Source organism: Lentzea sp. NPDC055074 (assembly GCF_053608005.1).
The window spans coordinates 443,529-461,665 of the sequence record NZ_JBSGUQ010000004.1 but is presented as its reverse complement, the minus strand read 5'-3'; the positions used below and the strand labels follow the sequence as shown (position 1 = coordinate 461,665).

Annotated in this window: 21 protein-coding genes; 15 read left to right on the top strand and 6 right to left on the bottom strand. The window is 69.3% G+C overall.

What is annotated here, in order from left to right; genetic code table 11:
• Positions 1 to 26 precede the first annotated feature (26 nt).
• Positions 27 to 437, bottom strand: coding sequence for a DUF3151 domain-containing protein (locus ACWF7A_RS12690; RefSeq protein WP_452250561.1), 411 nt, complete (start codon positions 435 to 437; stop codon positions 27 to 29).
• Positions 438 to 864: 427 nt separating this feature from the next.
• Between ACWF7A_RS12690 and ACWF7A_RS12685 the strand changes: the two genes are divergently transcribed.
• Positions 865 to 1,983, top strand: coding sequence for a hypothetical protein (locus ACWF7A_RS12685; RefSeq protein WP_452250560.1), 1,119 nt, complete (start codon positions 865 to 867; stop codon positions 1,981 to 1,983).
• Here ACWF7A_RS12685 and ACWF7A_RS12680 read toward each other — a convergent pair.
• Positions 1,963 to 2,334, bottom strand: coding sequence for a winged helix-turn-helix transcriptional regulator (locus ACWF7A_RS12680; RefSeq protein ID WP_452250559.1), 372 nt, complete (start codon positions 2,332 to 2,334; stop codon positions 1,963 to 1,965). The genes ACWF7A_RS12685 and ACWF7A_RS12680 overlap by 21 nt on opposite strands.
• A gap of 88 nt (positions 2,335 to 2,422) precedes the next feature.
• Here ACWF7A_RS12680 and ACWF7A_RS12675 point away from each other — a divergent pair, with 88 nt between their 5' ends.
• Entirely contained in the window at positions 2,423 to 3,250 is an 828-nt protein-coding gene (locus ACWF7A_RS12675; protein ID WP_452250558.1) for an SDR family oxidoreductase, read from the top strand.
• A gap of 49 nt (positions 3,251 to 3,299) precedes the next feature.
• On the opposite strand, the gene fbaA is transcribed toward ACWF7A_RS12675, so the two are convergent.
• Positions 3,300 to 4,334, bottom strand: a complete 1,035-nt coding sequence (gene fbaA, locus ACWF7A_RS12670) for a class II fructose-bisphosphate aldolase (protein ID WP_189157341.1) — start codon at positions 4,332 to 4,334, stop codon at positions 3,300 to 3,302.
• Positions 4,335 to 4,491: 157 nt separating this feature from the next.
• Here fbaA and ACWF7A_RS12665 point away from each other — a divergent pair, with 157 nt between their 5' ends.
• Positions 4,492 to 4,776 carry a DUF427 domain-containing protein gene (locus ACWF7A_RS12665; protein ID WP_452250557.1) on the top strand — a complete coding sequence of 95 codons (285 nt, stop codon included), beginning with the start codon at positions 4,492 to 4,494 and terminating at the stop codon, positions 4,774 to 4,776.
• Here ACWF7A_RS12665 and ACWF7A_RS12660 read toward each other — a convergent pair.
• Positions 4,766 to 5,539 carry a TIGR03620 family F420-dependent LLM class oxidoreductase gene (locus tag ACWF7A_RS12660; RefSeq protein ID WP_452250556.1) on the bottom strand — a complete coding sequence of 258 codons (774 nt, stop codon included), beginning with the start codon at positions 5,537 to 5,539 and terminating at the stop codon, positions 4,766 to 4,768. The genes ACWF7A_RS12665 and ACWF7A_RS12660 overlap by 11 nt on opposite strands.
• Positions 5,540 to 5,577: 38 nt before the next feature.
• Here ACWF7A_RS12660 and ACWF7A_RS12655 point away from each other — a divergent pair, with 38 nt between their 5' ends.
• Both ACWF7A_RS12655 and ACWF7A_RS12650 read left to right on the top strand, forming a co-directional pair.
• Positions 5,578 to 6,504: an aldo/keto reductase gene (locus ACWF7A_RS12655; RefSeq protein WP_452250555.1), complete on the top strand. Its 927-nt coding sequence runs from the start codon at positions 5,578 to 5,580 to the stop codon at positions 6,502 to 6,504.
• A 45-nt stretch (positions 6,505 to 6,549) separates the two neighbouring features.
• On the top strand, positions 6,550 to 7,401 hold the full coding sequence (locus tag ACWF7A_RS12650; protein WP_452250554.1) for an SDR family oxidoreductase: 852 nt from the start codon (positions 6,550 to 6,552) through the stop codon (positions 7,399 to 7,401).
• A 64-nt stretch (positions 7,402 to 7,465) separates the two neighbouring features.
• Here ACWF7A_RS12650 and ACWF7A_RS12645 read toward each other — a convergent pair whose 3' ends face one another.
• Positions 7,466 to 7,744: a YciI family protein gene (locus tag ACWF7A_RS12645; protein ID WP_452250553.1), complete on the bottom strand. Its 279-nt coding sequence runs from the start codon at positions 7,742 to 7,744 to the stop codon at positions 7,466 to 7,468.
• Positions 7,745 to 7,784: 40 nt separating this feature from the next.
• Between ACWF7A_RS12645 and ACWF7A_RS12640 the strand changes: the two genes are divergently transcribed.
• The 10 genes from ACWF7A_RS12640 to ACWF7A_RS12595 all read left to right on the top strand — a co-directional run bounded on the left by ACWF7A_RS12640 (position 7,785) and on the right by ACWF7A_RS12595 (position 16,743).
• Positions 7,785 to 8,348, top strand: a complete 564-nt coding sequence (locus ACWF7A_RS12640) for a SigE family RNA polymerase sigma factor (RefSeq protein WP_030477748.1) — start codon at positions 7,785 to 7,787, stop codon at positions 8,346 to 8,348.
• A 9-nt stretch (positions 8,349 to 8,357) separates the two neighbouring features.
• Positions 8,358 to 8,939 carry a GNAT family N-acetyltransferase gene (locus ACWF7A_RS12635; protein WP_452250552.1) on the top strand — a complete coding sequence of 194 codons (582 nt, stop codon included), beginning with the start codon at positions 8,358 to 8,360 and terminating at the stop codon, positions 8,937 to 8,939.
• A 103-nt stretch (positions 8,940 to 9,042) separates the two neighbouring features.
• A complete protein-coding gene (locus tag ACWF7A_RS12630) occupies positions 9,043 to 9,951 on the top strand; it encodes an ROK family protein (protein WP_452250551.1) in 909 nt (302 codons plus the stop codon).
• Entirely contained in the window at positions 9,951 to 11,102 is a 1,152-nt protein-coding gene (gene nagA, locus ACWF7A_RS12625; protein ID WP_452250550.1) for an N-acetylglucosamine-6-phosphate deacetylase, read from the top strand. The genes ACWF7A_RS12630 and nagA overlap by 1 nt, the downstream gene beginning before the upstream one ends.
• Before the next feature lie 4 nt (positions 11,103 to 11,106).
• Complete coding sequence (locus ACWF7A_RS12620) at positions 11,107 to 11,301, top strand: hypothetical protein (protein WP_189157348.1); 195 nt, start codon at positions 11,107 to 11,109, stop codon at positions 11,299 to 11,301.
• Between the two features lie 23 nt (positions 11,302 to 11,324).
• Positions 11,325 to 12,041, top strand: coding sequence for a DedA family protein (locus ACWF7A_RS12615; protein WP_452250668.1), 717 nt, complete (start codon positions 11,325 to 11,327; stop codon positions 12,039 to 12,041).
• 161 nt (positions 12,042 to 12,202) lie between these two features.
• Positions 12,203 to 13,348 carry a glycoside hydrolase family 18 protein gene (locus tag ACWF7A_RS12610; RefSeq protein WP_452250549.1) on the top strand — a complete coding sequence of 382 codons (1,146 nt, stop codon included), beginning with the start codon at positions 12,203 to 12,205 and terminating at the stop codon, positions 13,346 to 13,348.
• On the top strand, positions 13,349 to 13,552 hold the full coding sequence (locus ACWF7A_RS12605; RefSeq protein WP_452250548.1) for a hypothetical protein: 204 nt from the start codon (positions 13,349 to 13,351) through the stop codon (positions 13,550 to 13,552).
• 34 nt (positions 13,553 to 13,586) lie between these two features.
• Positions 13,587 to 15,011 (top strand): amidohydrolase family protein, encoded by a 1,425-nt coding sequence (locus ACWF7A_RS12600; protein WP_452250547.1) that lies wholly within the window; start codon positions 13,587 to 13,589, stop codon positions 15,009 to 15,011.
• A 58-nt stretch (positions 15,012 to 15,069) separates the two neighbouring features.
• Positions 15,070 to 16,743 (top strand): hypothetical protein, encoded by a 1,674-nt coding sequence (locus ACWF7A_RS12595; protein ID WP_452250546.1) that lies wholly within the window; start codon positions 15,070 to 15,072, stop codon positions 16,741 to 16,743.
• Here ACWF7A_RS12595 and ACWF7A_RS12590 read toward each other — a convergent pair whose 3' ends face one another.
• Complete coding sequence (locus ACWF7A_RS12590; RefSeq protein ID WP_452250545.1) at positions 16,744 to 18,114, bottom strand: FAD-binding oxidoreductase; 1,371 nt, start codon at positions 18,112 to 18,114, stop codon at positions 16,744 to 16,746.
• Positions 18,115 to 18,137 lie beyond the last annotated feature (23 nt).

Sequence of the window (18,137 nt, the reverse complement as noted above, 5' to 3'; positions counted from 1 at the left end):
AAGGTCAGCCCCACTCAAGGTCAGCGTCAGACCAGCCCAAGCGCAGCCGGAGCCTTCGGGTCGGAATCAGCCAAGAACTGGGAACACCGATCCCACTCCTCGTCCTCCCCGATCTCCCGAGCAGCCAGGGCCAAAGCCCCCAAAGCCCTCAAAAACCCCTGGTTGGGCCGGTGGTCCCAAGGAACAGGCCCGAACCCCTTCCACCCGGACCGACGCAACTGGTCCAGCCCGCGGTGGTACCCGGTCCGCGCATAGGCGTAGGCAGCAACAGGATCCCCACCAGCCAACGCCCGCTCGGCCAGCAGAGCCCAGGCCTCGGAGAAGTCCGGGTAAGCACGCACGATCTTGGCGGGATCAGTACCACCGTCAGCGGCGGCCTGCGCCTCAGGACGTTCGGGAAGACGGGTCGGTTCGGGCCCGAGGAGGTTCTCAACCATGCGCCCCATCGTGCCCCATCGACGAACCGGGGCTGGACGAAGCGTGGCTGGACGAAGCGGGCTGGACGAAGCGGGCTGGACGAAGCGGGCTGGACGAAGCGGGCTGGACGAAGCGGGCTGGACGAAGCGGGCTGGACGAACCGGGCTGGACGAACCGGGCTGGACGAACCGGGGCTAGATGAACATCCGCAGCACAGCCGCCACCACGGCCAGCAGCAGCACGGTGACGAGCACCCCTGCGATGATCCGCTGCTTCGTGGTCGCCTTGTACCTGTCGGTCTCGGAGCTCATGGCCGTGCACCTTGCCCTGACTAGCCGATCGAGTTCAACGTCGTTCACTCCATCGTGCACACGAATTGGAAACATCAGGGTAAAACCAGGGCCAATCGGCCTTCCTGGACCCCAGGTCGAAGCACATGATGTGCGGATGATTCAGGGGGCAAGGCGGTTCAGGGACCAGTACTGGGAGCGGGGCACACCGGGCAGGGAGACTCCGGCCGAGCTCACGAAGCAGCTCTACCGGCTGTGGCTCGTCGGTCTCCTGCTGAAACTCATCGGCTCGTCGTGGGACGTCTCGTGGCACTTCAAGTGGCTCAGGGACGACCTGGCGCCGCCGCACCTGATCAACACGGTCGGCACGGTCATCGTGGTCGGGCTGACGTTGTTCCACACGTTCACCGGGTACGGCGGCGACAAGCTGACGATCCGGTTGATGCAGGTCGGAAGTGGGATCTTCCTCATCGCCCTGCCGATCGACATCATCAACCACCGGATCAACGGGCTCGACATCACGAGCTGGAGCGGGTCGCACGCGCTGCTCTACCTCGGTACGGCGGTGATGCTCGCCGGCGCGATCCGCGGCTGGATGAAGTACTACCCCGAGGGCAACGCACGGACGTTCGGGCTGGCCGCGCTGTGGTTCTTCTTCTTGGAGAACGTCTGGTTCCCCAACCAGCACCAGGAATACGGCGTGCGCGCGTTGCAGGCCTACGACAGCGGTAGGGCCGAGGCCGAGCCGATCCTGTTGCAGTTCGCCGCGGACCAGCTCGGCGTGCCGGTCGGACGGGAGGCCGTCGTGCACTTCGCGCTGCCCATCGCGGACTGGGTCTACCCGGTCTGGGGACTGGTCGCGGCCGCGATCGTGCTGGTCGTCGCGCGGCGCACGATCGGCAAGCTCTGGGCGGCCACGGCCGTCGCCGCAGGCTACGTCGCGTACCGGTGCCTGATCTGGCCGATGCTCGCCGGGATCGACTTCCCGAAGTCCGCGGTGCCGCTGTTCCTGATCCTCGTCGGGCTCGCGATCGACGCGGCGCACCTGGTGAAGATGCCCACGCCGGCCGCTGCCGTGCTCGGGTCCGCCACCGTCACGACGGTCGGGTACGTCGGCATCTGGTTCCAGCAGGAGTACCTGTGGGGGCCGCCCATCTCGTTCTCGTCGGCGGCGGTCACGGCCGTGCTGCTGGCGGTGCTGTGGACGGTCGGGGACATGGTGATCCACCGGCCCGCGACCCGGCAGATGGTCGCGTCACGACTCGAGCTGGGCTGACAACCTGCTGGTGATCCGGCCGAACAGGTCGGCCAGCGGCTCGCCGACGTCCCGCCCGAACTCGGTCAGCCCGTAGGTGACCTGGGGCGGGGTCGTCGCCTCCACCCTGCGCCAGATCAGGCCGTCCTCGACGAGTCCGCGCAACGTCTGGGACAGCATCTTCTCGCTGATGCCGCGGATGCTCTCGCGCAGCTCGAAGAACCTGAGGTCGTTGGTCTGCAGGGAGATCAGCACCCAGATGCCCCACCGGCTGGTGACGTGGTCGACCATCTCACGCGCGGGACAGGTGGTGTGAAACACCTCATACCGCTCTGTCGCACCGGACCGCGTGAACTGCTTTCCGACCTCCACGTCCGGAGCTTACCTCCAGGTACGTCCTTACGAAAAGTAAGCCTGGTTCCTAGCGTCGTGCCTGAAACAACGACGAAGGAGCCGGAAAATGATCGTGGTGACCGGGGCGACCGGGAACATCGGACGACCCCTCACGAAGGCGCTGGCCGAGGCCGGCGAGCAGGTGGTGGCCGTGTCGCGGCACGCGGCGGAGGTGCCGGACGGCGTGCGGCACCAGGTGGCGGACCTCTCCGATCCGGCGAGCCTCGACCTGAGGGGCGCGAAGGCGTTGTTCCTGCTGCTGTCCGGCGACCTGCACGCCGTCGGCGCCAGCCCCGCCGAGATCGTCGAACGGGCCGCCGCGCAGGGCGTGCGCCGGCTGGTGCTGCTGTCGTCGCTGGGCGTGCGGACCAGGCCGTTCGGCACGACGCGGGTCGAGCTGCGCGGGCTGGAGGACGTGGTGCGCGGCTCCGGCCTCGACTGGGCGGTCCTGCGGCCGGGCGGGTTCGCGTCCAACGCGCTGTGGTGGGCCGAGTCCGTGCGCGCACAGCGGACCGTCGCGGCGCCGTTCGGGGACACCGCCCTGCCGATCATCGACCCGGCCGACATCGCCGAGGTCGCGGCCGCGGCCCTGCTGAGCGACAGGAACGGTGTGCTGGAGCTCACCGGCCCGGAGGTGATCACGCCGAGGCAGCAGGCGGAGGCGATCGCGGCCGCGCTGGGCGAACCCGTGCGGTTCCACGAGCTCACCCGCGCCGAGGCCAAGGCGGGCATGGAACAGCTGATGCCGGGTGAGCTCGCCGACGACACCCTGGACATCCTGGGATCGCCCACCCCGGACGAGGTGGCGGTGAGCCCGGACGTCGAGAAGGTGCTCGGCCGCGCCCCGCGCACGTTCGCCGACTGGACCGCGCGCCACGTCGAGGCCTTCCGCTGACAGCAAAAGGGCCCCCGGCAGACACCGGGGGCCCTCCTCACGACCGATGTCAGCCCGCGATCATGCGGCCCGACGACTTGAGGTGCTCGCACGCCTGCGCGATGCGGGCACCCATGGCCGTCTCGGCGGCCTTGAGGTAGCTGCGCGGGTCGTACGCCTTCTTGTTGCCGACCTCGCCGTCGATCTTCAGCACACCGTCGTAGTTCGCGAACATGTGCGCGGCGATCGGACGGGTGAACGCGTACTGCGTGTCCGTGTCGATGTTCATCTTGATGACGCCGTACGACACGGCCTCGTGGATCTCCTCGAGCAGCGAGCCGGAGCCGCCGTGGAAGACCAGGTCGAACGGCTTCGAGCCGGCCGCGAGGCCGAGCTTCTCCGCGACGACGTCCTGACCCTGCTTGAGGATCTCCGGGCGCAGCTTCACGTTGCCCGGCTTGTAGACGCCGTGCACGTTGCCGAAGGTCGCGGCGAGCAGGTAGCGACCCTTCTCGCCGGCGCCGAGGGCCTCGACGGTCTTCAGGTAGTCCTCGGGCGTCGTGTAGAGCTTGTCGTTGATCTCGTTGTCGACGCCGTCCTCCTCGCCACCGACGACGCCGACCTCGATCTCGAGGACGAGCTTCGCCTTGGCCGAGAGGTCGAGCAGCTCCGAGGCGATCTGGAGGTTCTCGTCCAGCGCGACGGCCGAGCCGTCCCACATGTGCGACTGGAAGAGCGGGTTGCCGCCCTTGTCCACCCGCTCCTGGCTGATCGCGATCAGCGGACGCACGTACCCGTCGAGCTTGTCCTTCGGGCAGTGGTCGGTGTGCAGCGCGATGTTCACCGGGTACTTCGCGGCGACGACGTGCGCGTACTCCGCGAGCGCCACGGCACCGGTCACCATGTCCTTGACCTTGGTGCCCGAGGCGAACTCGGCTCCACCGGTCGAGACCTGGATGATGCCGTCGCTCTCAGCCTCGGCGAAGCCGCGCAGAGCCGCGTTGAGCGTCTCCGACGACGTGACGTTGATGGCGGGGTAGGCGAACTCGTTCGCCTTGGCCCGGTCCAGCATCTCCGCGTAGACCTCGGGAGTTGCGATGGGCATCGGTGGTCCTCCTCAGGCGCCCTGAACGGGTGTCAGCCCGCATCCTACGAGGCGGTGTCACGGGGCCGTAACAGTGGCCGCCCTCACAGAGGGATCGATCAAGTACGAGCTGACCAGCCGATCTGCACTACCGGCCGGTAGGGGGATAGTGGAGGGCATGGCAACCGCAACGTGGAACGGCAAGATCATCGCTTCGAGCGACGACACCGTCGTGGTCGAAGGCAACCACTACTTCCCGCTGGAGTCCGTCGACCCGGCCGTGCTGACGCCGACCGACTACACCACGCACTGCCCGTGGAAGGGCGACGCGAACTACTACTCGTTGCAGGTCGACGGCGCCGAGAACACCAACGCGGCCTGGTACTACGCCGAGCCGAAGGACGCGGCGAAGCAGATCAAGGGCCGCGTGGCGTTCTGGAAGGGCGTCGAGATCAGCGCCTGAGCCCCAGGGCCGACGCGATGTCCGCGTAGTGGCCGTTCAGCGACTGGACGGCCACGTGGTCGGCACCCGCGTCCACGTGCGCCTGCAGCTTCGCGGCCACCTGGTCCGGGCTGCCGTGGGCGACCAACGCGTCGATGAGCCGGTCCGACCCCTTCACGTCCTCCTCGGAGAACCCGTACCGGCGCCAGTTGTTCACGTAGTTGGTGAGTCCGAAGTAGAACGCCAGCTTCTCGCGCGCGATGGCCCGCGCGGCTTCCGGGTCCTCCTCGACGACCACGGTCACCTCGGGCGCGAGGAGCTTGTCGCCGAGCGCCCCGCGGGCTTCGGCGGTGTGCTCGACCGGCACGAGGTACGGGTGGGCGCCCGCGGTCCGGGCGGCGGCCAGTTCCAGCACCTTCGGCCCGAGCGCGGCGAGCACGAGACGGTCGGCCGGCACGTCGAGGCGGTCGAGGTAGGAGACAAGCTTCGCGTACGGCTTCTCGTAGGCCTGGTCGATCTGCCGGTGGCCGACGCCGACGCCGAGCAGGAACCGGTCGCTCGCGAGGCGGTGGAACTCGGCAGAGACCGCCTCCGGCTCCGACTGCCACACGTTGACGATGCCGGTCGCGATCGTGATCGACGTCGTGGAGCCCAGCGCCTGCTCGACCGCCGTGAGCTCGGGTGAGCCGCCGATCCAGAACGTCCCGTAGCCGAGCGCCTCGATCTCGCCGTACCTCCCGGCCCACTCGTGGTGCGAGCCCCAGACACCGAACGTTCCCAGCATGCGAACCCCAATCGTCGCGGCGGACTACCTTGCGCAGTATGCCGATCTTGAGCTCCTCAGACCTGGACGTCTCACGCCTCTGCCTGGGCGGCAACGTGTTCGGTTGGACCGCCGACGAGGCCCAGTCGTTCGCCGTGCTCGACGCCTACGTCGAGGCGGGCGGGAACTTCGTCGACACCGCCGACGTGTACTCGGCCTGGGCCGAGGGCAACTCCGGCGGCGAGTCGGAGACGATCCTCGGCAGGTGGCTCGCCCGGCGCTCCGACCGCGACCGGATCGTCGTGGCCTCGAAGGTCGGCATGCTCGCAGGCTTCAACAACCAGAAGCGCGACACGGTGCTGACCGCCGCCGAACGCTCGTTGAAGCGGCTCGGCGTCGATCACATCGACCTCTACTACAACCACGTCGACGACCCCGGTACGCCGCTCGAGGAGACGCTCGCCGCCTACGACCAGCTCGTCCGCGACGGCAAGGTCCGGTACGTCGCCGCGTCCAACTTCTCCGCCGAACGGCTGGCGCAGGCGCTGGAGATCCAGGAACGCGAGGGCTTCGCGAGGTTCGTGGCGCTGCAGCCCGAGTACAGCCTGGTCAGCCGTGACAAGTTCGAGGGCGAGCTGCAGGACACCGTGGCTCGGCACGGGCTCGCGACCCTGACCTACTCCTCGCTCGCCAAGGGCTTCCTGAGCGGCAAGTACCGGCCGGGCGTCGAGGTCGAGAGCGCACGGGCGGGCGCGGCGTCGAAGTACCTCGACGAGCACGGCCTGCAGGTCCTCGAGGTGCTCGACGAGCTGGCCGAGACGCACGGGACGACGGTCGCGGCGGTGGCCCTCGCGTGGCTCGCGCAGCAGCCGACGGTGGCCGCGCCGATCGCGTCCGCCCGCACGTTGGAGCAGCTCAGCGACCTGGTCCCGGTGCTCACGCTCGAACTGACCCAGGCGGAGGTGGACCGCCTCAGCGCAATTTAACTTGCCAGTAGCTTACTGGGAGTAGGTTGCGTTACCGTGACGGGCATGGACGTCACGGGCAAGGTGGTACTGATCACCGGCGCGGCCAGGGGCATCGGCGCCGAGGTGGCGAGGCAGCTGGCCGCGCGCGGGGCGCGTCTCGCGCTCGTCGGGCTCGAGAAAGCCCAGCTCGAAGAGGTCGCGCGGGAGACCGGCGGCAAGGCGTGGGAAGCCGACGTCACCGACTGGGACGTGCTCGACCGCGTCATGAACGAGGTCGCGGCGCACTTCGGCGGCATCGACGTCGTGGTGGCGAACGCGGGCATCGCGGCCACGGGGTTCGTGCGCTCGATGGACCCGAAGGCGTTCGAACGGGTCATCGAGGTGAACCTGCTCGGTGTGTGGCGCACGGTCCGCACGGCGCTGCCGCACCTGATCCGCAGCCGCGGCTACTGCCTGGTCGTGTCGTCGCTCGCGGCGATCGTCCACATCCCCGGCAACGCGGCCTACTCGGCGGCCAAGGCGGGCTGCGAGGCGTTCGCGGACAGCCTCCGCGCCGAGGTCAGGCACCTGGGCGTCGACGTGGGCACCGCGTACTTCTCGTGGATCTCCACGGACATGGTCAACAGCGCCGACGAGCACCCGGTCTTCGGCAAGCTGCGCCAGGGCATGCCCGGGCTGGCGAGCAAGAAGTACCCCGTCCGCAACGTCGGCAAGGCCGTGGTCAGGGGCATCGAGAAGCGGTCGAAGGCGGTCCACGTCCCCGGCTGGGTCGGCGCTCTGAAGTACTTCCGCGCGTTCACGCCGATGGTCGTGGACCGCCAGGCGGTCGAGGAGGTGGCGGACGCGGACCGTCAGATGGCCGCGAGCGACACCTCGGGACTGGTCGGGCCGGGCGGGCAGGCCGCCAGCCGTTGATCGCGAGTTCGTGTCGGCCGGACGACCGACACGAACTCGCCGCCGCGCCGGAGGCGCGGCCGAGTCACGCGATCCAGGGACCCATCAGCGGGGTCCACTCTCGGATGGACCACTCGGCGACGCCCGCGGGCGTGTACGGGTCGGCGGCGATGATCTCCTTGAGCGAGGCTTCGTCCGCCGCCTCGTAGATGATCAACGCGCCGAGGTCGTCGGCGTACGGGCCGGACGCCAGGATCACGCCTTTCTCGACGAGAGAGGCGATGTACTCGCGGTGTTCGGGGCGCACCGCGAGGCGCTTCTCGCGATCGGGGCCGAACACCAATTCGACTGCAAAGCGGGCCATGCCACCACCGTAGTGAAGCTGACCGGTACCGTCCTACCTTGTGGTTGGCGAAGAAACCCCGCGCACCGTGCAGGACACCCTGACCAACCTGCGAATCAAGGACGGCGTCGCAGGACCTCCCACAGGGCCCCTCACGCTCGAAGACCTGTACAAGCAGCACCGCATGCGCCTCGTCAGGCTCGCGCTGCTGCTCGTCGACGAGCCGTCGACGGCCGAGGACGTGGTCCAGGAGGCCTTCACCGGCCTGCACCGCAACTGGAAGGGTCTGCGCGACTCCCAGGCGGCCGTCGGCTACCTCCGCACGGCCGTGGTCAACGGCTCCCGCAGCGTGCTGCGCCGCCGCAAGACGGCCCGCGACTACACGCCCCCGCACGTGGCGAACGCACGTTCGGCCGAGTCGCTGGCGATGCTGACCGCGGAGCACCAAGCCGTGGTCAAGGCGTTGCAGCAGCTGCCGCCGCGTCAGCGCGAGGTGCTCGTGCTGCGCTACTACGGCGACCTGTCCGAGGCGGAGATCGCGGAGGCCACCGGCATCTCGAAGGGCACCGTGAAGTCGACGGCGTCCCGTGCGCTCGACGCGCTGCAGAAGATCATGGCGGGCTAGTCCGGCGCCATGACGGTCATCCTGTCCGTGCCGTCCTCCGGGGCGGCACCGGCTCTGCGGCTGCGCCCGTGGCGGCCGGACGACCTGCCGGTCCTGCTCGCGGCGCACCGCGATCCACTGCTGCGCCGCTGGCTGGCGACCTCCCTGACCGACGAGGCCGACGCCCGGCGGTGGCTCGACACCCAGGCCACGGCGTGGGAGGCCGGGACCCGGTTCAGCTTCGCCGTGACCGCCGAGGCCGATGAACCGGTGGGCCACGTGGTGGTGAAGCCGGGGCCGACCGGTACTGCCGAAGTCGGGTACTGGACCGTGCCCCAGGCCCGCGGACGGGGAATCGCCGCCCGCGCGGTGGACGCCGTTTCACACTGGGCGTTCGACGCTCACGCGCTCACCCGGCTGGACCTCCTGCACGCCGTCGGCAACGACCCGTCGTGCCGGGTGGCGACCAAGTGCGGCTACGTCCTGCAGGCCGTGGTTCCCGCCGCGCCGCCCGCCTCACCCGCAGACACACACCGGCATGTGCGCACCGCCGCCGGTCAGCCACGCGCCGTGCCGCCAGTGGTAAGCAAACTTCCCCGTTTCCTCCACTGAGGTCGTTTTGACCGATGCGGGCGGTTTCAACTCGTAAGACCACCCGCCCAAATCGGCACTTGGTATAGACCAATAGGCCTCCCATGCCGCAGGATCAGATCCCGTGGCACGCAGACACGTGGTCGCCGTTGACATCGGTGGCACCGAAACCAAGGCGGCGCTCGTCACCGGGACCTCGGAGGCGGTGGCGGCGCAGAAGCACGCGCGCCGGACGACTCCCGGTGAGCTGGAGCCCCTGCTCGACGTCATCGCCGAGCTCGTCGACGAGCTCAGCAACGCCTCCGAGCACGACGTCGACGCCGTGGGGATCGTGGCGCCGGGCATCGTGGACGAGGCGAACGGCGTCGGCGTGTACACGACGAACCTGCCGTGGAGCCAGTTCCCGTTCAGCGCCGTGCTCACCGAACGGCTCGGCGTCCCCGTCGCGTTCGGTCACGACGTGCGCGCCGCGGGCCTGGCCGAATGCCGCATGGGTGCCGCCAAGCACCTGCGCAACGCGGTGATCATGCCGATCGGCACCGGGATCGCCGGAGCCCTGCTGCTCGACGGGAAGATCTTCAGCGGCGGGGGCTTCGCCGGGGAGATCGGCCATGTGAACGTCGGCCACGGCGTGCCCTGCGCCTGTGGTCAGATCGGCTGCGTGGAGACAGTGGCGTCCTCCGCGGCGATCGCCCGCCGGTACACCGCACGTACCGGCACCCCCGTCAAGGGCGCCGCTGAGGTCGCACTCAGGGTCCGCGACGGGGAGGAAGACGCCGTCGCCGTGTGGCACGAGGCCGTGGACGCGCTCGCCAGGGGGATCCTGGTGCTGGCGACGTTGCTCGGCCCGGAGGCCGTGGTGCTCGGAGGTGGGCTCGCGCTGGCAGGAGACCTGCTGGTGGATCCCTTGCGGGAAAGGCTGGACGGGCTGATCGCCTTCCAGCGCCGACCGGAGCTTCGGCTCGCGGCGCTCGGCGACGAGGCGGGCTTCCTCGGCGCGGCGTTGCTGGCCATCGACACGCTGGAGGCGTGATGAGCACGTGGGGTGGACCAGTCGACGTGACCCTGACCGGGGGTCGGGTCGTCACGCCGGGAGGGGTGCTCGAGAACGGCTGGGTGAGCGTCAAGGACGGCAGGATCGCCGCGGTCGGTGACGGCGTCGCGCCCGACGGCCCGACGACCAACGTCGCCGGCGGCACGATCGTGCCCGGTTTCGTCGACATCCACTGCCACGGCGGTGGCGGTGCCGCGTTCACCAGCAGCGACCCGGCCAAGGTGCGCAAGGCCGCGGCCGCGCACCGCAAGCACGGCACCACGACGCTGCTGGCCTCGCTGGTCACGCGTCCGGTGCCGGAGCTGGCCGACCAGGTCTCCGCACTGGCCGAGCTCGTCCAGGAGGGCATCGTCGCGGGCGTCCACCTCGAGGGCCCGTTCCTGTCCGCTGCCCGCTGCGGCGCACACGACCCGGCGATCCTGTGCCCGCCGGAGCAGACCGCGGTGACGAAGCTGCTCGACGCGGGCAAGGGCACCATCCGCATGATCACCATCGCGCCCGAGCTCGAAGGCGCCGTGAACGCCGTGCGCCAGCTCGTGGACAACAACGTCATCGCGGCCATCGGCCACACCGACGCCACCGAGGCCCAGGTCCGCCCTGCCGTCGACGCCGGCGCGTCCGTGGCGACGCACCTGTTCAACGGCATGCGCCCGCTGCACCACCGCGAGCCGGGCCCGATCGGCGCGCTGCTGGACGACGAACGCGTCACCGTCGAGCTCATCTGCGACCTGGTGCACCTGCACCCGACCGCCGTCCGCCTGGCCGCCCGCCACGCGGGTCTCCAGCGCACCGTTCTCATCACGGACGCCATCGCGGCGGCGAGCGTGGGCGACGGCGTCTACGACATCGGCGGCCTGGAGGTGCGCGTCGTCGACGGCGTGCCAACGTTGGCAGGAGGCGCCTCGCTGGCCGGCAGCACGCTCACGATGGACATGGCGTTCCGCAACGCCGTGAACTCGTGTGGACTGTCGCTCGTGGAGGCCAGTCACGCCGCCTCGACGCGGGGTGCCGAACTGCTGGGCCTCGACACCGGCAAGCTCGAGGCAGGGCTCGCGGCGGACATCGTCGTCCTGGATGCAGAATTGAAGCCGCAGGACGTGATGGTCAGGGGCGAGTGGGTCAAGGACTAGGTGCATGGCGGACGATCCGGAACGACTGGTGACCGACGCGTTGCGAGCCCAGGCGACCAGCACAAATGCCGGATTTGTCGCACATGTCCCAATCGCTGAAGAGCCCCCCGCGCAGATGTCGGTGTGGTGGATCCTGGGCCTGGCGTTGATGTTGGGCCTGGCAGCGGGCACGGTGGCGGCCGTGATCACCCTGAGCTGACCTGTACCGTTGTCGCCGTGACGATTGCATTGGGCCCTGACTGGCTGGACCCCACCGTTCTGCTGAACGGGCTCGGCCCGTACATGCTCATCGGGTTGTGCCTCATCATCTTCGCGGAGTGCGGGCTCCTCGTCGGTTTCTTCCTGCCCGGCGACTCGCTGCTGTTCACGGCGGGTCTGTTCGTCGCGGCGGGCACGATCGACACCCCGCTCTGGCTCGTCTGCGTGCTGCTGACGATCTGCGCGTTCGTCGGCAACGTCGTCGGCTACTACATCGGCGCCAAGGCCGGCCCCGCGCTGTTCAGCAAGCCGGAGTCGAAGATCTTCAAGAAGGAGTACGTCGACAAGACGCAGGAGTTCTTCGACAAGTACGGCGCGCGCGCCATCGTCCTCGCGAGGTTCGTGCCGATCGTCCGCACGTTCATCACGGCGATGGCCGGTGTCGGCCGGATGGACCCGAAGAAGTACTTCACGTACTCGGCGATCGGCGGCGTCGCGTGGGCGGCGGGCCTGACGATCCTGGGCTACTTCCTCGGCCAGGTCTCGTTCATCAAGAACAACCTCGAGATCACGCTGCTGGCCATCGTCTTCCTGTCGATCGTGCCGATCATCATCGAGGTGATCAAGGCGCGCAAGGAGAAGAAGACGCTGGTCGAGGCCGAGGCCGACGACATCACCCAGGTCATGCAGGCCCAGGTCCAGGACGACTCGACGCAGATCATCCCCCGCGTGGAGCGCTGACCGGTACGAGAGTTCTCCGCGAAAAGGCCCGCCTGTTCCTGACAGGCGGGCCTTTTCCGGTTCTCGTCCCGGTCCGAACGAACACCTGCTCGCACTATTGCGGCAGACCGGACATCGGCCCTAGGTTGCTTTGGTCTGGACCACCTGGGTGGAGGCCACCGATGTCGTTGTTCCGCAAGGGGTTGGCGGTCGCCCTGGCCGCGCTGTCCGTCTCAGTCGGCGCCGGTGTCGCCGACGCCTCGCCGAAGAGGATCGTCGGCGCCTACTACGGGAACTGGTACAGCGGCTCGAAGCCGATCTCGTCGATCCCGGCGAACACCCCGATCACGCACCTGTTCTACGCGTTCTCGGTGATCGAGAACGGCAAGTGCACGATGCCGGCGGAGACCGCTCCCAAAGACTTCGCGGACATCCGCGACCTGAAGAAGCGCAAGCCGTCCCTCAAAGCTCTGATCTCACTGGGCGGCTGGGGTGCGGGCGGGTTCTCCGACGCCGCACTGACCCCCTCCTCGCGCAGGGCCCTCGTGCAGTCCTGTGTGGACCTCTTCTTCCGGGACGGCACGTTCGACGGCATCGACATCGACTGGGAGTTCCCGGTCTACGGCGGCCCCGTCGAGATCACGGACCGTCCCGAGGACAGGCGCAACATGACGTTGCTGACCAAGGACTTCCGCAAGGCTCTGGGGTCCAGGAAGCTCGTCACCGCCGCACTCCCGGCCGGCCGCCTGCAGACCGACGGCCCGTACGACCCGGCGAAGTCGTTCGAGCTGCGGGAACTCTCGCGGATCATGGACTTCATCAACGTCATGACCTACGACCTGGGCACCGGCTTCTCGCCCGTGGCCACGTTCAACGCCGGGTTCCGCGAGGTCGCCGACGATCCGATGCCGGCCGCGGACCGCAGGTGGAACAACGTCGTCGGCGCCATCGACTACTACCAGCGGCACGGCGTCTCGCCGCGCAAGATGGTGCTGGGCACGCCGTTCTACGGCCGTGGCTTCAACGTCAGGACCGAGGGCCCGCAGCACGGCCTCTACCAGCCCTACGACAGCGCGTTCTGGGTCGACGGCTACGACGAGGCCCTGAAGTTGAAGGCGACCCCGGGCTGGCAGGAGTACTGGCACCCGGTCGCGCAGTCGCCGTGGCTGTACAACGCGGCGGAGAAGAAGTTCGTGTCGTACGAGAACCCGCGGTCGATCGGGATCCGCGCGGACTTCGCCCGGTCACGCGGGCTGCTCGGCACGTTCATGTGGGAGCTCGGGCACGACGACGCCCAGCACTCGCTGCTCAACGCCATGTCCCGTTAGGTGAGGAGACAGGCGGAGGACCGCATCGCGCTGCTGCGCCAGGCTTTGCGAAGCCGTGACACGTGGCAGGTGTCGGCGGCGCTGAGGTACGTCGCGGAGAAGCTCGACCCGGAGCTCCGTGCGGCGCTGGTGCCCGAGCTCGTCGAGCTGAGCACCAGCCCGCTCTGGGCGGCCGACGCACGCGAGGTGCTCGAAAGGATTTGAGTCTCACGTAGCGTCAAGGTGTTGGTTGAACGGCATGACAACCACACGACGTGAAGTGCTGGGATGGCTGGCCGGACTCGGTGCGGCAGCGGGTGCGGGCCTGCTGCCGGGATCGGCCGCCGCGTCCACGAACGTCACGGCGTTGCGCGGCGCGACGCTCGTCGACTCGTCCGGGGTCAGGCGTGACACGACCATCGTGCTGGCGGACAACAAGATCCTCGCCGTCGGCTCGTGCGACCTGCCGTTGCCACAAGGCTCCACGGTCCTCGACGTCACCGGCAAGTTCGTCATCCCCGGCCTGTGGGACATGCACGTGCACGGCGCGTTCCTGGACAAGATCACGCTGCCGCTGTGCCTGGTCAACGGCGTGACGGGCATCCGCGAGATGTGGGGCTTCCCGCCGATCTACGAGCTGCGCGAACGGATCGAGCGCGGTGAGGTGTTCGGGCCGCGGCTGGTCGTCGGCAGCTCGATCATCGACGGACCACACTCGACGCTGCCCGGTGCGACGGTCGTCAGCACGCCCGAGGAGGGCAGGCAGGCCGTGCGGGACGCGCAGGGTGCGGACTTCGTGAAGGTCTACTCGTACCTCGACCGCCCGACGCTCGAAGCCATCGCGGACGAATGCGCCAAGCAGGCGATCACGTTCGCCGGGCACTGCTCGAACCACGTGCCGCTGGGCGACGCGAGCGACCTGGGGCAGCGCACGTTCGAGCACATGTACGGCCTGCCGCTCGCCACCAGCACGCGAGAAACCCAGCTGCGCCAAGCGATCGCGGACCTGCCGCTCGACCCGGCGAACTCGTTCGCGTGGTTCAGGCAGGTGCTGGAGCTCGAACGGCAGGCAACGCTGACGCACAGCCGGAGCAAAGCAGTCCAGTTGGCAGAACGATTGCAGCGCAACAACTCCGCGCTCTGCCCGACGATGGTCGCGATGCGCGTGTACTCCAGCCCGGCCGACCGGTTCGCGAACGACCCGCGGATGAAGTACATGCCGGCGTTCTACCGGGACTTCTGGCGCGACAACCTGACGAGCTGGGCCCCGGTGACCGAGCAGGAGATCCGGCAGCAGGCCGCGTTCTTCCGGCGCCGCCAGGACCAGGTCGCCGAGATGCACGCGCTCGGCGTCGAGATCCTCGTCGGCACGGACGCGGGCAACCCGTACTCGTTCTCCGGCTTCTCGGTGCACGACGAACTGGAGCTGCTCGTCGAGGCGGGCCTGTCACCGAAGGCGGCACTGCGGGCGGGCACGCGCGGTGCGGCGGTGAAACCCGGTGCGGAGGCGAACCTCGTCGTGCTCGACGGCAACCCGCTGACGGACATCCGCAACACGCACCGGGTCCACACCGTGCTGACCCGCGGCCGGGTGCTGGGTCCCGCCGTCCGGCAGCAGATGCTGGCCGAGGTGGAGAAGGCAGCTCAGGAACCGATTTCCACTGTTCAGCGGACGTGCTGCTGACGTAGGGTCTGCCCGGATCCGGCATGGGGGCCGGACGTTCCGCTGGGGGGACACTCGTATGAGACGTGCGTTGAGCACGCTGCTGATCGCTGCCGGGGTCACGGTCTTCGCCGCGGTCCCGGCGGCCGCCGACCCGGTGTCGCGGCCGCTGCCGATCACCGCGCAGGGCCACACCGACCTGCGTGACCCGGCCAGGACGTTCACCGGCGACGACCTTCCCGTCGGTGCCTGGAAGGACGAGCAGAACCGGTTCCACTCCTCGAAGTCCTACTTCACCGTCGACCTCGGGCAGTTGCGCGGCACCAGGATCTTCACCGCACGCGCCTACTCGGGCGAGACGGCGGTCGCGGACTGCACGAAACCGCGCTCGGTCGAGCTGTGGCAGACGAAGGTGGCGGAGCAGCCCACCTGGCTGAAGGCGCCCAGGGAGCTCACCCGCGTCGAGGGCACCGCGACCGGTGACTGCCGCGCGGCCGTGAGCTGGGAGATCACCGACGCGCTGACCAGGGCGGTGGCCGCGGGCCAGGAGAAGGCCACGTTCGCGCTGCGCATGGCGGGCGGCAGGCAGTACGACACGGGCTACGGCCGCCGATACGCCCCGGTGACCGTCGAGGTCAGCTACAACACCCCGCCGAGCGCGGCGACCGACCCGCTGGTCAACGGCACGCCGTGCGACGTGACGGGACGCTCCGTCTCGACCCCGCCGACCCTGGCCGCGACCGTCAGCGACGTCGACCCGATCCCGGGCTTCCAGGTCCGCTACGTCGTGACCGACGTGGCCGACGCCGCGAAACGGCACGAGGGCACGGTGAACCACTACATGCCGTTCGTGGTGCCCGGCTGGTTCATGGAAAACGGCCACACCTACGAGTGGACCGCTCAGGGCGAGGACGGCTACGACCGCGGCCCCGCCAGCACGCCGTGCCGGTTCACCGCCGACCTCCGCGGGCCGGCCGTCGCGCCGGTCGTGACGACGACGGACTTCCCGGGGACCGGCGCGGGCCTGCCCGGCACTTTCATCCTCGACGCGGGCGGGGACGAGGACGCGGTCTCGTTCGTCTACGAGGGCATCGGGTTCCACGGCACGGCGCACGCGGACCGGCCCGGTGGCAAGGCGACGATCACGGTGCGGGTGGCCACCGCCGGCTCCAACCGGCTCGACGTGCGCTCGGTCGACAGGCTCGGCACCCCCTCCGAACCCACGCGCCACGACTTCTGGGTCCGGCCGTCCTGGCCGGCCGTGACCGTGCCGCAGGGCGAGATCGCGCTCGGCACGGTGGTCGACGTGCAGTTCCGCTCGGTCGAACGCAACGTCACCGAGTTCGTCTACGAGATCAACGGCGTTCCGGGCACCACCACCGTGCCTGCGGTGGACGGCGCGGCCGCGGTGAAGGTGCGGGTCACCGACCCGTGGGTGACCCGGCTGTACGTCCGCGCGAAGAACTCGGACGGCGACCTCACCCAGGCAGGGGTCGGCGAGATCCACGTCGCGCCGTCGGAGCCCGTGGTGACCAAGGACGGCGCCCTCGTCACGTTCGCACCAGGCATGCCCGGCGTCACCGAGTACCTCTACCGCGTGAACGCGGGCGACGAGCAGACGGTCGCGGCCGGTCCGGACGGCACCGTGACGCTGCCGATCGACTTCGGCGACTTCCCGTTCCCGAGCGTCGAGGTGAGTGGCCGGACCGCGGACGGCCTGGTCTCGCGGACCACGACGTTCTACGTCGAGTAGTCAGAACATCGAACCCGGGTTGAACAGGTTCTCCGGGTCCAGTGCGCGTTTGATCTCGCGGTGGACCCGGAGGCCGACCGGCCCGATCTCCTTCGCGAGCCACTCCCGCTTGATCTTGCCGATGCCGTGCTCGCCGGTGACCGTGCCGCCCAGCGCGAGCCCGACGGCCAGGATGTCGTCGAACGCCTTCTGGGCGCGGGCGAACTGGTCGGCGTCCGCGGGGTCGTAGACGATCGTCGGGTGCATGTTGCCGTCGCCCGCGTGGCCGACGACGGCGATCTTGAGGCCGACCTCCTTCGAGATGTCCTCGCAGCCCTGGATGAGCTCGGCGATGCGGGTGCGGGGCACGCACACGTCGTCCGTCAGCCACGAGCCGTAGATCTCCAACGCGGTGAGGACGGCCCTGCGCGCCGTCAGCAGGTCGCGGCCCTCGTTCACGTCGGTCGTCGAGTAGACGAGATCGGCCTCCAGGCAGATCTCCTCGATCTTGGCCAGTTCGCGCGTGGCCTGCTCACCGCCCGCATCGGACTGGCAGATCAGCAGCGCCGCGCAGCCGGGACCGGCGCCCAGCTCGGTCTTCAGGTACGTCTCGGCGGCCTCGATCGAGGTGCGGTCCATGATCTCCATCAGCGACGGCACCAGGCCCTCGCGGACGATCCGGCTGACCGCGGCACCCGCGGTGGCGGTGCTGCCGAACGCGGCCACCAGCGTCGCCGGGGCCTGCGGGAGGGGCCGGAGCGCCAGGGTGGCCTTGGTGATCACGCCGAGGGTGCCCTCGGAGCCGATGAAGAGCTTGGTGAGGTCGTAGCCCGCGACGCCCTTGACCGTGCGGCGGCCCGTTCGCAGCACCTCGCCGTCGGCCAGCACGACCTCCAGCCCGAGCACCGAGTCCGTGGTCACGCCGTACTTCACGCAGCACAGGCCACCGGCGTTGGTGGAGAGGTTGCCGCCGATCGTGCACCAGTCGTAGCTGCTCGGGTCCGGCGGGTAGAACAGGCCGTCCTTCTCGACGGCGCCGCGCAGGTCGAGGTTGACCACGCCCGGCTCGACGACGGCGAGACGGTTGTCCGCGTCGATCTCGACGATCGCGTTCATCTTGGTCATGACGAGGACGACGCAGCCCTCGATCGCGTTCGCGGCACCGGAGAGGCCGCTGCCCGCGCCCCGCGGCACGATCGGGACGCGATGGCTCGCACAGGCTCTCACCACCGCCTGGACCTGCTCGGTGTTCAGCGGGAACACCACCGCCAACGGACTGCCGTGCGGCGCCAGCGGCATCATGTCGCGCCGGTAGCTCGCGGTGACGTCGGCGTCGGTCAGGACGCCGGAGTCACCCACTGCGGTGCGGAGTTCGGCGAGCAAGGTCTCCATGCGTTCCACGCTAGTAGGGGCGA

Bases quoted from the DNA above. Each gene is read 5' to 3' on its own strand.
- ACWF7A_RS12690 (WP_452250561.1), bottom strand. From the start codon at position 437: ATGGTTGAGAACCTCCTCGGGCCCGAACCGACCCGTCTTCCCGAACGT.
- ACWF7A_RS12655 (WP_452250555.1), top strand. From the start codon at position 5,578: ATGCCGATCTTGAGCTCCTCAGACCTGGACGTCTCACGCCTCTGCCTG.
- ACWF7A_RS12620 (WP_189157348.1), top strand. From the start codon at position 11,107: ATGGCGGACGATCCGGAACGACTGGTGACCGACGCGTTGCGAGCCCAG.
- ACWF7A_RS12660 (WP_452250556.1), bottom strand. From the start codon at position 5,539: ATGCTGGGAACGTTCGGTGTCTGGGGCTCGCACCACGAGTGGGCCGGG.
- ACWF7A_RS12600 (WP_452250547.1), top strand. From the start codon at position 13,587: ATGACAACCACACGACGTGAAGTGCTGGGATGGCTGGCCGGACTCGGT.
- ACWF7A_RS12675 (WP_452250558.1), top strand. From the start codon at position 2,423: ATGATCGTGGTGACCGGGGCGACCGGGAACATCGGACGACCCCTCACG.
- fbaA (WP_189157341.1), bottom strand. From the start codon at position 4,334: ATGCCCATCGCAACTCCCGAGGTCTACGCGGAGATGCTGGACCGGGCC.
- ACWF7A_RS12595 (WP_452250546.1), top strand. From the start codon at position 15,070: ATGAGACGTGCGTTGAGCACGCTGCTGATCGCTGCCGGGGTCACGGTC.
- nagA (WP_452250550.1), top strand. From the start codon at position 9,951: ATGAGCACGTGGGGTGGACCAGTCGACGTGACCCTGACCGGGGGTCGG.
- ACWF7A_RS12665 (WP_452250557.1), top strand. From the start codon at position 4,492: ATGGCAACCGCAACGTGGAACGGCAAGATCATCGCTTCGAGCGACGAC.
- ACWF7A_RS12650 (WP_452250554.1), top strand. From the start codon at position 6,550: ATGGACGTCACGGGCAAGGTGGTACTGATCACCGGCGCGGCCAGGGGC.
- ACWF7A_RS12590 (WP_452250545.1), bottom strand. From the start codon at position 18,114: ATGGAGACCTTGCTCGCCGAACTCCGCACCGCAGTGGGTGACTCCGGC.
- ACWF7A_RS12685 (WP_452250560.1), top strand. From the start codon at position 865: ATGATTCAGGGGGCAAGGCGGTTCAGGGACCAGTACTGGGAGCGGGGC.
- ACWF7A_RS12645 (WP_452250553.1), bottom strand. From the start codon at position 7,744: ATGGCCCGCTTTGCAGTCGAATTGGTGTTCGGCCCCGATCGCGAGAAG.
- ACWF7A_RS12635 (WP_452250552.1), top strand. From the start codon at position 8,358: ATGACGGTCATCCTGTCCGTGCCGTCCTCCGGGGCGGCACCGGCTCTG.
- ACWF7A_RS12610 (WP_452250549.1), top strand. From the start codon at position 12,203: ATGTCGTTGTTCCGCAAGGGGTTGGCGGTCGCCCTGGCCGCGCTGTCC.